A 12,939-nucleotide genomic window follows, 5' to 3' on the forward strand; every position below is an offset into this window, starting at 1 on the left:
TTGGAAGTTCCAGGAACTGCTAAATACATAAAGCTTTTATATTTGACTGTCAATTTCCTCGGCATACTTGACAAAGTTCGATTACTTTAGTCTGGAGAGTTGATATTTCTGATGCTCCTTGCTTGAGGCTAACCTCTAATTCCAGCAGTAGGGGTAAGCAAGAGATTAACTGTTGCACAGAAAGCAGCTTGATTTCTTGCTGTAAGAAGTAAATCCGTTTGGGATTACCGATATCAGCAGCATTAGCGATCGCTGATTGATTCCGTTCCCCACTTTCTATCATAATCTTTACCCACAGCCAGGTGCGAAATTGTCCAATCAGCGTCGCAACTATCCGTAATCCCGGCTCGGAAGCATTGCTCAAATCTGCCAGTGTTGTCAAAGCTTTAGCTGTATCTCCTGTTCTAATTGCTGCTGCTAATTGTAAGCTATTTTGAGTAGTATTTCTTACTAACTTCGTAACAGTATCTATGTCTAAAGGCTTATTGCTACCTTGGACATATAGCCGTAATTTCTCTAACTCATTGTAAAGAAGCCGTGTATCATTGCCTACAGATTCTGCCAACAGATGGGAAGTATTGGCAGTCAGTTTCACGCCTACTGTCTGAGCTGCTTGATTAACAGATTGCACCAGTAATTCTGTTTTCCAAGGGGGGATGAGGGGAAATTCTCGGAATTCGGTAGCAAACTGTTTTAACAATTTCGTGGATTTGAGGCGTTCATCTGGCTTATTGCGGCTGGTGAGCAATAAAAATGAGTTTTCGGGAATGACTCTTAGCGATCGCCCCAATTCTGCCAACACATTCTCTGGACAGTGCTGACACAGAGTAGTGTTTATCAGCCATACCAAGCGCCCACCAGCGCCAAAAGTAGGCGTCATCACCTGATTTAACCCCTGGATAGCAGCATCAGCTTGATCTGGGGAGAATGCAGTGTAGTTAAAACTTGTCCATTGGGGATCGAGGACGCGATCGCGCAAAAGTGCGATCGCCTTTTCCATCGCAAAATCATCTTCACCCCAGTAAACATAGATTGGCATAGATAAACCTCTTAGTAGATGGAGAATCGGGCATTGGGCAAAACAATTCCGGGTGCTGAGTAGGGTATCTGACTTCTTTACTCAGAACTCAGCACGGGCTAAACGCCCCGTTACCGCTAACATAACTCGGCACTATTGAGGGGCATTGAACACAAAAGGCACAGGTGCAAAGAGGAAAACTTACTGCAACTTCTCCCCTGCTTCCTCATCTCCCCACTCCCAAAAATTAAATACTTTTGAAATCATTCTGTTAATCAAGGTAATTTTCCCTAAAATCTATCAAGTGAGAGCGTGAGGCTATGAAGATTGGACGACAACTATCAAACTTACTTAAATCGGTTAGCACGACTGACGCTGCCAGAAGCCTACAGATCCCAAGCCCAGCATATTCAGGAATCTTCTAAGTTTCAGCCACATTCTGGGTTGAGACAAGCAGTATCCTTTCCTGGCTATACGCTAATTACCCCGCCGGCAGAAGAAGAATCACCAAACTCTGCTTTCTATGCCAAATTACAGACTTACCAACAGGAACTTTTGCAGTTGCCTGTAAACCGTAATTTGATTGTACCTGTACCTCCTGCTAGCTTCCATCTGACTTTAGCGGATTTAATTTGGGACAATGCTTACCTTGATGCCTACGAAAAAAATTCCAAATTTGACGAGGAGTTACACTCTTGTTTAGCCGAAATATTCCAGCAATATCAACAATTGATGACAAACGGGAGTCATCCGATTAAATGGCAAATGCTGGGACTGATACTGATGCCAAGAGCTGTAGCCGTGTGTTTAGTACCTCAAGATGAACGCTGCTACGAGGAAATTATTAAATTTCGTCGAACAATTTATCAAAATCCCAAGTTAATTGCCTTGGGTATTGAGCAGCATTATCACTTCACAGCCCATATTACGTTAGCCTATTTTGGGGAGGTTTCATCTGACTTAGATCGCGCAAACTTCAGCACAATGCTTTCTCAATTGAACGAAAAATGGCTGTTTAATCTGCCAGAATTTTTGATTGATCGCGTTGAATTGCGAAAGTTTGACAACATGACACGCTATTATCGTGAACCAGACTGGCCGATTTTAGATTTTTAAGTAATTAGTAATTAGTTAGTAGTTAGTAGTTCACACTCACTGACTACTGACTACTGATTATTAATTAGCTTAAAATTTCGGTTGTTGATAACCAAGGTAAATTGCTTCTAAAAAAACATCAGGCGTAATAGCTTCTGGCAATTTTTCTAAATTAATAATAGCTTGAACTTGCTCGGCTAGCTTTAGAGATAGTGATGCTCTTGCCTTTAATGACATTGCACCACGTCGCTGTAAATACTCACGAATCACAGCAAAATCATCTGGCATCAATTGCGATAAATCAGCAATTTCAATTAACTGTTCGTAAAGTCCTTTTGCCTGTTCTGAAATTATCAATCTGGCAGATGCAGTGGGTGTTTGGGCTTGAATGACAATTGTGCCAGCAGCCAAATCACCTAAGCGCTTTTCGCGGCTACCCAACATAATTAAAAAAGCGCCAATAAATAAAGTTTCATCAAAGGGGCGCAATAAAGCACGTAGCGTTGATTGTTGTAACCCGATCAGTCTACCATCATCTCGAACTACACGAATTTTAGCAACCCGTTTACCAGGGGTTTGCCCAAACCATAAGGTTTCAAAAAATACAAAATAGCCGATGTAAATTGCAAAGGCGATAATGAAGAAAATTGCGAACAGCCAAATATCTAAACTTGGTAAATTTTTAAAAAAGTATTCAACAAAATTTAACAACTGTATCGAGAAGACACTCCAAGTAAGGACAAACAGAAGTAAAGTTACACCCAACACTGTATAGTCAATCAGGAGTGCCAAAGCTCGATTTCCGATTCCTGCTAGAGTGAATTCCAACTCTACACTTTCTGGAGTCTGGAATGTGATGCGATTAAAAAAGCGCATATAACTAATTCAAAATTAATAGAGTTGGATTAAAGTATTGGGTTAACGAAAATCTTGCGAGGGAGGTTCTCGTAATTGTAAACCTAGACCTTCACGCCGACTACGCAAGTCTAAGTATAAAACAGCTTTTAGTGCTTGCCAGAATGGCATGACTAAAACTCCACCGATCAAGCTTCCAATCAAAGAAATAATATACACAATCGAGTAAATAGCAGTACCAGGCTCAAGCCTGATCAGGAATAAACTAGGTATATAGTTTAATACAAACACCAACGGCAATGTAACGATAAAAGCAACTAAAACAATGCCTTGAATGCGAAATACTGAGGCTTTAGTTAGATCCCAACTTCTGGCAACACTTTCGCCACCATTGATATTTTCCTCAACTGCTAAAGGTACTTCAGCTACTATCCAACGAGAGTAGAACCAGGTTAGTCCTAACAATATAATGCCTGCCGTTACAATTATTGCCAATGTGGTTATGGCTATAATGCCTGAAGTACCTAATATTCCTCCTAATGCTACTCCGATCAAGCCAGCTAGTACACCGCCCACGATCGCTAGTCCAATATAAATTATCAGTAAAGATATACCTACTTGCAAACCAACTCTTAAAAATGACCAAAGGCGTGGATTAATATGGCTGCGGGCAGTTTGAACACCTTCAGGCTGGTAAATCAATTCTCCAAAAGCCAAGCGTGAAATTAGTCCAGAGATGGCTGCATATTTTGCCCAACCATACACAGGAACTAGAATCCACAAGTGCGCGATCGCAGCCAGATTAAGATAAGTCTTCAAATGAGAACGATACAACCGTACCGCAGCACTGACAACGTTACCGATACTCAGTGGTTGTATCTGGCCGGAAGATCCAAAGTTTTCAGACATAATGCTAAATTTCCCTTGAAATTACGGAGATGAATTTGAGGCTATCTTAAGCTAAGTTAAACTCAGTGTTCCCAAAATTCATGAATATTCAACGTTGGATTGCACGACGAGAACCGAATTGGCAGCGTTTGGATGCCCTGTTAAGGCAGATAGAAAAAAAAGGGTTAAAGTCCTTACGGGCAGCAGAAATTAGAGAGTTAGCGAGTTTGTATCGTTCAGTGGCGGCAGATTTGGCGCGTGCCCGCACTCAGCAAATCGGCAATACTTTAATCCAAAGTTTACAATCTTTAACAACTCGTGCTTATACGCAGATTTACCAAGGTTCGCGGCGACAAGAATGGCAGGCAATCCTAGAATTTTATCGTTGGGGATTACCATCTGTAGTCCAGAAAACATTTGTATACATTGCTGTGGCAACGGCGCTATTTCTACTAGGCGCACTAGTGGCTTGGTGGTATTCTTGGCAAAACCCCAGCTTTATGCCTTTAATCGTACCTGAGAGCTTGATTACCAAGGTACGAGATGAGCATAAATTATGGATGGGTTCAATTGTTGGTGTTGAACCTCTGGCATCCAGCGGCATCGCAATCAATAATTTGTCGGTATCTTTTGGGGCTGTCGCTGGTGGTATAACAGGTGGAGCATACACAGCCTATTTGATGGTATTTAATGGTTTATTAATTGGTGCTGTTAGCACTTTAGTTGGTCAAAATAATTTGGCTTATCCTTTTTGGGCTTTTGTATTTCCGCATGGTTCCTTGGAATTACCCGCGATCTTTTTTGCCGGGGGCGCCGGATTTTTATTAGCAAGAGCAATTTTATTTCCTGGTAAATATCGCCGTGGAGATGCACTGAAATTCTATGGTTATCAGGCAGTACAGTTAGTATTTGGGATTGTACCAATGTTGATTATTGCTGGTGCGATCGAAGGTTTTTTCTCCCCTAATCCTATCGTACCCGATGCAATTAAATATTTGGCAGGAATAGGATTATTTATACTTTTAATGCTGTATTGTAAACGCAAGCAAACATAAAATAATAAAGTGACTGCGTAAGACATCCTTCTCAAGAAGAGCGATACGATGAAGGGCAAAATCCTCAAAATCCTGATTCTGTTTAGATGCACAATTACAGGGACTCACCAATAAACATCTGTGTTTATCTCTTTTTTACTGAAATGATAATTTTTAGATTGCATGATTTACTCACTTTTAATTATTTCAATTAAAGTTGAAGTCTTCATTAATTTGTAATCAAACAATATATTCAAGCAAAATCAATAAGAAAAAATTAATTTAATATTTAAACATATCTTAATTTGTTGCTTATCAATTGTTAAATAAGCTTTAACCATACAAAATGTAGCCTATTTAAGATTGGAATTACAGCAGTAACATACTCTTGAATCAGAGATAATATGATTTTTTCGACCGCCATATTGAATCGTGTCGTTGCTACTTCAATGGTGACAACTTCTGTCGCACTTAGCCCATTTTTTGGTGCGATCGCACAAGCTGAAACTCTCAATGGTGCAGGAGCGACTTTCCCGGCTCCGCTTTACGAACGCTATGCTCGTGAAGTGAAGAAGAAATATCCAGACTTAAAAATTAACTACCAAGCAATTGGTAGTGGTGGTGGTATTCGTCAAGTTATCGCTGGAACCGTTGACTTTGGTGGTAGTGATGCTGCAATGAAAGATGATGAAATCGCTAAAGTCAAGAATGGTGCAATCTTAGTACCGACAGCAGGCGGTGCTGTTTCTGTTGTTTACAATCTTCCAGGCGTTAACAATCTCAAATTATCCCGCGCGACACTACCAGCAATTTATTCAGGTCAAATTACCAAATGGAATGACGCGAAAATTAAAGCTGATAATCCAGGCGCTAATCTACCAAATCAAACAATTAAATTTGCTGTTCGTGCCGATGGTAGCGGTACAACTTTCATTTTTACGAATCACTTGAGTGCCATCAGCGGTTATTTTAAAGGCAGAGTTGGAACTAACACCGCTCCAAATTGGAACCTGCCAAATGTCCTCAAAGGCAAAGGGAATCCGGGGGTAGCTGCTATAGTAGCTCGTACTCCTGGTTCTATTGGTTATGTTGAATATAGCTACGCTGTCCAAAATAAGCTGAAATCAGCATTAGTACAAAATAAGAACGGAGAATTTGTTGCTCCTTCTTTAGAATCTGCGAATGCAGCTTTATCAACTGTCACTTTCCCAGACAACTACCGCGTTTTTATAGGAGATCCAGGACAAGGTTATCCCATTGTCGGTCTTACTTGGATGATGGTTTACAAACAGTATGCTAATGCTGCTAAAGCTGATGCAATTAAGAAATGGATTAATTGGGTATTGAAAGACGGTCAACAGTATAACGATGACCTTAACTACACCAAAATTCCATCTAATGTAGCAAATCGAGTTCTTCAGACAGTGAATAGCTCTGTCAAGCCTTAATTTGTAATTTTTAGGACTTACTCACAAGAGTCCCCCAATTCCCTTAAAAAGAGGGGTATTTTAAAAGCCCCCTTTTTAAGGGTAGAAGGATTATTTTATTACTTTTATCCCTTAATAGACTGAGTTAATAACTTGCTCTACTAGTAAGAAAAATCTGTTTTATTAATTTGAAATGGCAAATTTATCAGATAATTCAAATCTAGGCGATGAAAATTTCGATCTAACTACTACTAGCGGTATAAATTTTTGGTTTGACCAAGGTTTTACACGGCTAGTATACTTTTTTGCCGTAATTACCGTTGCAGTACTATTGTTGATGAGTTGGGTAATTTTACACGAAGCTCTACCAGCCATTAAGCAGTTTGGAATGGGGTTTTTGTGGGGACAAGATTGGGATACAGGTAATCAGATTTTTGCTGCATTACCCTATATTTATGGAACTTTAGTAAGCAGTGCGATCGCTATTTTATTCGCTGTTCCAGTGGGAATAGCAGTAGCCTTAGTCACAAGTGAAAATTTTTTACCTACATCGCTGCAAATCACCCTAGCATTTGTTGTTGAATTAATTGCTGCAATTCCCAGTGTAATTATTGGTTTATGGGCGATTTTTATCTTTATTCCAGTTCTAGAACCTCTACAAAAGTGGTTAGCTAGTACTTTTAAATGGATACCACTATTTAATACAGAAGATCCTTCTGGGACTAATATGTTGACTGCTGGGATTATTCTCGCCATCATGATTTTGCCCACAATGGCAGCAATTAGTCGTGATGTCTTAATAGCTATCCCTAAAGAATTACGTAGTGCATCTATGGCTTTGGGTGGTACTCGTTGGGAAACAATTTTTCGAGTCTTGCTACCATCTGGATTTTCTGGAATAGTAAGTGCAGCAATGCTTGCTTTAGGACGGGCTTTGGGTGAAACAATGGCTGTAACTATGGTGATTGGTAACTCTGCTCAAATCAGCGTTTCTTTACTCGATCCAGCTTATACAATTCCCTCTGTATTAGCTAATGAATTTGCCGAAGCTGAACCGGGATTGCATATAGGTGCTTTAAGCTATTTAGCATTAATTTTGTTTGGGTTGACTCTAACTGTAAATATTGGCGCTGTAGTATTGGTGAAGTGGGTTGGCAGAAAAAATCAATAACACTATATCGCTTTGAAACTCCTATAAATATCTCCGTGTAAAAAGACAATTATCAATCAAACTTTTTCAAACTTATGAGTGGTTATGTTCAGTTAGAAACAAATGAATCTTTGGCGGCAGAATTATGCAGTCCTCTGCCAAAAAAGCGAGTCATATTTACATACTTAATGACTGCGATCGCCTTTGGTCTTACAGGTCTAGTACTCGTTCCTTTATTATCAATTTTGTGGGAAATTTTCATCCGGGGTATATCTGGGCTGAAATCAGAAATGTTTGTCAAAGCAGTTATTGATAATGGCTTTGGCAATGCCATCTTGGGAACCATAATCATGGTGGTAATTGGTGCTATTTTCAGCATTCCCACAGGGATCATGACAGGAATTTTTTTAGCAGAATTTAGTCAAACTAACCCAGTTGCTAGTATCGTTCGCTTTGTCACTAGTATTCTTACAGGCGTACCTTCAATTGTTGTCGGCGTGTTTGCTTATGGTGTGATAGTTTTGGTAACTAAAGGATTTAGTGCGATCGCAGGTGGTTTTGCTTTAGCTGTGATTATGCTACCTGTAATAATACTGACAACAGAAGAATCTTTAAAGCTGATTCCCACATCTCAACGCCTTGCCTCTGCTGCTTTAGGCGGAACTCGCTTCCAAACTACTTTTCGCATTGTTGTAACTACTGCAATCCCCGGAATTACTACAGGCATTTTATTAGCTGTAGCTCGTGCGGCTGGTGAAACAGCACCCTTAATTTTTACTGCTTTATTTAGTCTAGATTGGTCAGAAGGATTGTTAAGTCCTACAGCTTCTTTACCAGTATTGATTTTTAACCTCTACAACGACCCCGATCCACAGAAAAGTCAATTAGTCTGGACTACTTCTATAGTTCTACTCGGCTTAATTTTATGTGTCAGTATTCTTTCTCGCTTAGTTATTAGGCAGAGAAAAATAAAATGAGAATTCTATAATATTCATCTGACTCCTGAATTCTGTTTTTATAAATTTTTATTTCGCACCTTGGGCAAGTATGAGTAACCTAATTCCAGCTATCAAAGTTAAAAACATCAGCTTTTACTATGGGACAACAAAAGCTATTGAAAAGGTGTCGATAGATATTTATCAGAACCAAGTAACCGCAATTATTGGCCCTAGTGGTTGTGGTAAATCTACCTTTATCAAAATTCTTAATCGCATTAGCGAATTAGAAGGCCCTGTAAAAGTTGAAGGAGATGTAGAATTTTTTGGTCAGAATATTTACGATCGTCGTGTCAACATCAATCGATTACGCCGCCAAATTGGTATGGTGTTTCAAAAACCAAATCCTTTTGGGATAAGCATTTACGAAAATGTTGCTTACGGTATAAGAATAGCAGGCAGGTATTCAAAATTAGAATTAGATGAAATTGTTGAATCAGCCCTCAAAAGTGCTGCTCTTTGGGATGAAGTCAAAGATAAGCTGGATAAATCAGCTTTAGGGCTTTCTGGTGGTCAGCAACAAAGATTATGTATTGCCCGTGCCTTAGCAGTCAAGCCGAAAGTTCTGCTAATGGATGAACCTTGCTCGGCTCTTGACCCCATCGCCACCATGAAAGTTGAGGAACTACTTCATAGCTTACAGTCTGAGTTGACAATTGCGATCGTTACTCATAATATGCAGCAAGCCGCTCGCGTCTCTGATTTTACGGCTTTCTTTAGTACCGATGAAAGTCGGATTGGTCAAATGGTTGAATTTGGCGCTACAGAGCAAATCTTTAACAACCCATTAGACCCCCGCACCCGCGACTACATTTCAGGACGTTTCGGTTAAGATACTTTCAAACATGACTTATTGATTTTTGTCGATCTAGCTTGCACAATAAAATACTCATAAAATGTAGTTTAAAAAAGTTACTAATTTATCTTTATAAAAAAATAACTCCTCATTATCTATAAGAAATATACAGCAGAATTCAGAACTCCGGAGTAAAATACACTTTATATCTGGTTAACAGACTTTGCTTGCGTACCTCACCAAATTTAAATCTGCTGTATGATATTCATATTTTGATTTCTACCTAGCTATCTCAAATCGAACTAGACCTAATCCTTTTTTATAAGAAAGGATGCTATCTAAGTCAAGGTGCAAAAGATGGGTGTAAAAAGTCCGTAAAAGATAAATTTTGGAACACAGTCTTGATACAAATATCTAATAACACTTTATTTGCTGTATGACTACTGTATAGCTACGTAATTTCCATGAATATCTCATTTTGGCAGTAACATGGTGAAACAGCATTGCTGATTTGTACTGTTTTACTTAATCAAGTTTTGTTTTAGACGTTTTAGGAATATGAGTAAACTAATTCCAGCCATCAGAGTCAAAAACTTCAGCTTCTCTTACGACACTCAAAAGATAGTTGAAGGCGTGTCAATGGATATTTACCAAAACCAAGTCACGGCAATTATTGGTTCTAGTGGTTGTGGGAAGTCTACTTTTCTTAAATCGTTAAATCGCATGAGTGAATTAGAAGCAGAAGTAAAGGTTGAAGGAAGAGTAGAATTTTTTGGGCAGAGTATTTATGAGCGTCGTGTCAACATCAATCGCTTACGTCGCCAAGTTAGTATGGTTTTTCCCAAACCAAATCTTTTTCCCATGAGCGTTTACGATAATGTTGCTTATGGGGTGAAGTTAGTTGGATGGCATCCGAAAGTAGAATTAGATGGAATTGTTGAATCTGCCATCAAAGCTGCCGAACTTTGGGATGAAGTGAAAAATAAACTACACAAATCTGCTTTAGAGCTTTCTGGCGGTCAACAGCAAAGATTATGTATTGCCCGCGCTTTAGCGGTTAAGCCTAATGTTCTTTTGATGGATGAGCCTTGTTCAGGTCTCGATCCTATGGGTAGTATGAAAATCGAGAATTTAATCCATAACTTGCGTTCTGAGTTAACAATTGTGATTGTTACTCACAATATGCAGCAAGTTACTCGCCTATCTGATTTTACGGCTTTCTTTCATAGTAATGAAAATCGTATTACTCAAATGGTTGAATTTGGTACTACCAATAAAATCTTTACTAACCCTGCGGATTCTCGTACCCGCGACTATGTTTTCGCTCGCGTCAGTTGAAGTGTTTTTTAAATTCTAGCTATTGAGAGGGTTAATACATAGTGCAAGCGGAAATGAGGGGTTAAATTGAATTTCCGCTTGTTTTAAGTTTTTCTGGTGTTAGGCAATGTAATTTGATATTGACAGTATTTTTTTATACTATATATTTAAAGACAAGTATTTGCTCTAGACCACCTGAATCATAAAATGAAATGTCCCCGGTGCGAATCTACTTCATATCGTAAAAATGGTCGTCGGAATGACAAGCAGAATTACCTCTGCAAAAATTGTGGTAAACAATTCCTAGAATCTGTATTCTCTCGTTCCTTAGAAACTGACTTGCTTGCTAATAGCAACGGATATACTAAAGTATCTACGGCTGAAACGACGGAACTTTCTTTATTAAAAAACCTGCCCGAAGAAGAAATCACAGAGAAAAGCCTTAGCTCTTTTAGTTTGACATTAGCTGAACAACTGCTGCAAACAATATTATCGCCTAGTTGGTTAGAATCTGCTGCTTTCAGCCAATTTATCCAAAAGATTCAACCAAAACCTGAAATAAAACATCAATTAGATACAGGAATATCACTTCTACTTTTGGATGCAGAAAACTTAAAATTAGATATTAATTCAGAATTATTTTTAGCTAGTGTCTGCAAGTATCCTCTCCAATTTAAAATGGCATTTGCTAACTGGAAAAATCCAAGTATTGGAAAGCAAGATATTGAACTATATAACCGTGGCTATCAACTTGCCCATGTGCCAGAAGGTAAGGATAGTGCTGATGCAAAAATGATTGCTTTCGGTGCTTGTATTGTACGTTTTTATCCAACTGTTAAAGAAATATTAGTCTGTTCTAGCGATGGAATTTTAATTCACCTCTGTAATGAACTCCAAAACCAAGGATTAATTGTCTATTGGGTACGTAGACAAGGGCAAACTTTGCATATAGAAAACCGGAATACTGGCAAATTCACTCATTATTCTTTAGCAATGGCAACTGAAGTTCCATCTTTAGAAAAAGTAGTTGAGCAAATTCAAGATTTAATTAAAAATGAACAAGATTCAATCAATACTCGATTACACAGGTTAACAACGATTGCAAGTTTGTTTCAAGAAAGATCAAATATCAATAATAAATCTAATTATAAACAACCAGAAATTGAAGAAATTACCCCTATTATAAATGAAATTACCCCTATTATAAATAATTTATCTGCACAATTAATTCAAGAAGATCCTGCGGAAATCCCTAATGAAAAAACATTAGATAAATTATTATTAAAAATTATTCAAGATATACAAACAAAGTCTCTCCAAACTCAAGTGTCTGTGTCCAAACTAGGCTCAGAGTTACGGAGAATAACCGGAGAATCTCCTAATTCAATTATTAAAAAATTAAAATTAGGTTCCAATTTTACCAAATATCTAAAATCATCTCCCACGTTTACATTAAAAATGAATGGCAAGGAATATGAGGTAATGCCGCTATTCTCCGAATAGATACTTTTTAGATGTCTACGTATAACCTGAGCCTATAATTCAGTATTATGTACAGAGATGTAAAGAAATGTAAATAATACGATGCAGAATAAAGTTGTTGTTATTGTCGGTGCTACTGGTGGTATTGGTTCAGCTTTAACACAAAAACTTGCGCCTACCGGAGTTCGGTTGGTACTGGCTGCCAGAGATGCGGTGCGTTTAACCACTCTGGCTGCTGATTTACCAGGACAAGTTTTGACTGTTCCCACCGATATTACTGACCCCAAACAGGTAGATACTTTGATAGAAAAGACCATCGCTGAGTTTGGTCAAATTGATATTTTAGTGAATACAGCAGGCGCTGGTATACTCAAGCCCTACAATAGCCTGGAACCTGCTGATTTAGACAAGATGTTAGATGTCAACTTAAAAGGCAGCTTTTACACCACTCAGGCGGCGGCTGAAGAAATGCAAAAGCGCAAGTCTGGTCACATCTGTAATGTAGTAGGAATTCTGGGCAAGCATTCGATGGGGATGGCGGCAGCTTATTCGGCTTCTAAGTTTGGTGTTGTCGGTTTTAGCAAGTGCATGGCAGAAGAACTCAAGCGTTTTGGTATCAAGTTCACGCTATTCTACTTTGGTGGGGTAGATTCTCCTTTTTGGGATAACGTCAACCTAAAAGTAGACCGGAAAAAAATGCTCAGTCCTGAAACTGCTGCCAATGCGATTTTCTTTGCTCTTTCTGCCGAACCGCAAGCTGTGCCAATGGAAATTAACATTCAACCTGATAGTCATTTATTCTTTTAGAGTGGGAGTACGCTTACATAATTCTTGCTTAGGAAAGAAGTGAAAATCTAGCAAAAAAGGCAAAATTTACAGATA

General features: G+C 38.7%; 12 protein-coding genes. 9 read left to right on the forward strand and 3 right to left on the reverse strand.

Going from position 1 to position 12,939, the window contains the following annotated elements; genetic code table 11:
• Positions 1-49 precede the first annotated feature (49 nt).
• A complete protein-coding gene (holA, locus tag RMY27_RS08870) occupies positions 50-1,039 on the reverse strand; it encodes a DNA polymerase III subunit delta (RefSeq protein ID WP_322662322.1) in 990 nt (329 codons plus the stop codon).
• Between the two features lie 306 nt (positions 1,040-1,345).
• Here holA and RMY27_RS08875 point away from each other — a divergent pair, with 306 nt between their 5' ends.
• Positions 1,346-2,134: a DUF1868 domain-containing protein gene (locus RMY27_RS08875; protein WP_322662324.1), complete on the forward strand. Its 789-nt coding sequence runs from the start codon at positions 1,346-1,348 to the stop codon at positions 2,132-2,134.
• Positions 2,135-2,203: 69 nt separating this feature from the next.
• Here RMY27_RS08875 and RMY27_RS08880 read toward each other — a convergent pair whose 3' ends face one another.
• Complete coding sequence (locus tag RMY27_RS08880) at positions 2,204-2,989, reverse strand: RDD family protein (RefSeq protein WP_322662326.1); 786 nt, start codon at positions 2,987-2,989, stop codon at positions 2,204-2,206.
• 42 nt (positions 2,990-3,031) lie between these two features.
• On the reverse strand, positions 3,032-3,877 hold the full coding sequence (locus RMY27_RS08885) for a hypothetical protein (protein WP_322662328.1): 846 nt from the start codon (positions 3,875-3,877) through the stop codon (positions 3,032-3,034).
• Between the two features lie 80 nt (positions 3,878-3,957).
• Here RMY27_RS08885 and RMY27_RS08890 point away from each other — a divergent pair, with 80 nt between their 5' ends.
• The 8 genes from RMY27_RS08890 (at position 3,958) to RMY27_RS08925 (ending at position 12,864) form a co-directional block, all read left to right on the forward strand.
• Positions 3,958-4,911, forward strand: coding sequence for a stage II sporulation protein M (locus RMY27_RS08890; protein ID WP_322662330.1), 954 nt, complete (start codon positions 3,958-3,960; stop codon positions 4,909-4,911).
• A gap of 383 nt (positions 4,912-5,294) precedes the next feature.
• Positions 5,295-6,338 (forward strand): phosphate ABC transporter substrate-binding protein PstS, encoded by a 1,044-nt coding sequence (pstS, locus tag RMY27_RS08895; protein ID WP_322662332.1) that lies wholly within the window; start codon positions 5,295-5,297, stop codon positions 6,336-6,338.
• A 172-nt stretch (positions 6,339-6,510) separates the two neighbouring features.
• On the forward strand, positions 6,511-7,488 hold the full coding sequence (gene pstC, locus RMY27_RS08900) for a phosphate ABC transporter permease subunit PstC (RefSeq protein ID WP_322662334.1): 978 nt from the start codon (positions 6,511-6,513) through the stop codon (positions 7,486-7,488).
• A 74-nt stretch (positions 7,489-7,562) separates the two neighbouring features.
• On the forward strand, positions 7,563-8,444 hold the full coding sequence (gene pstA / locus RMY27_RS08905; RefSeq protein WP_322662336.1) for a phosphate ABC transporter permease PstA: 882 nt from the start codon (positions 7,563-7,565) through the stop codon (positions 8,442-8,444).
• Positions 8,445-8,514: 70 nt separating this feature from the next.
• Positions 8,515-9,294, forward strand: coding sequence for a phosphate ABC transporter ATP-binding protein PstB (gene pstB / locus RMY27_RS08910; protein WP_322662338.1), 780 nt, complete (start codon positions 8,515-8,517; stop codon positions 9,292-9,294).
• Positions 9,295-9,816: 522 nt separating this feature from the next.
• Positions 9,817-10,596 carry a phosphate ABC transporter ATP-binding protein gene (locus RMY27_RS08915; protein WP_322662339.1) on the forward strand — a complete coding sequence of 260 codons (780 nt, stop codon included), beginning with the start codon at positions 9,817-9,819 and terminating at the stop codon, positions 10,594-10,596.
• 186 nt (positions 10,597-10,782) lie between these two features.
• Positions 10,783-12,078, forward strand: coding sequence for a transposase-like zinc-binding domain-containing protein (locus RMY27_RS08920; protein WP_322662341.1), 1,296 nt, complete (start codon positions 10,783-10,785; stop codon positions 12,076-12,078).
• Positions 12,079-12,159: 81 nt separating this feature from the next.
• On the forward strand, positions 12,160-12,864 hold the full coding sequence (locus RMY27_RS08925; protein WP_322662343.1) for an SDR family oxidoreductase: 705 nt from the start codon (positions 12,160-12,162) through the stop codon (positions 12,862-12,864).
• The last annotated feature ends 75 nt before the right edge of the window (positions 12,865-12,939 follow it).

Origin of the sequence: Nostoc sp. DedQUE09 (assembly GCF_034530915.1) — a bacterium.
GTDB lineage: Bacteria > Cyanobacteriota > Cyanobacteriia > Cyanobacteriales > Nostocaceae > Nostoc.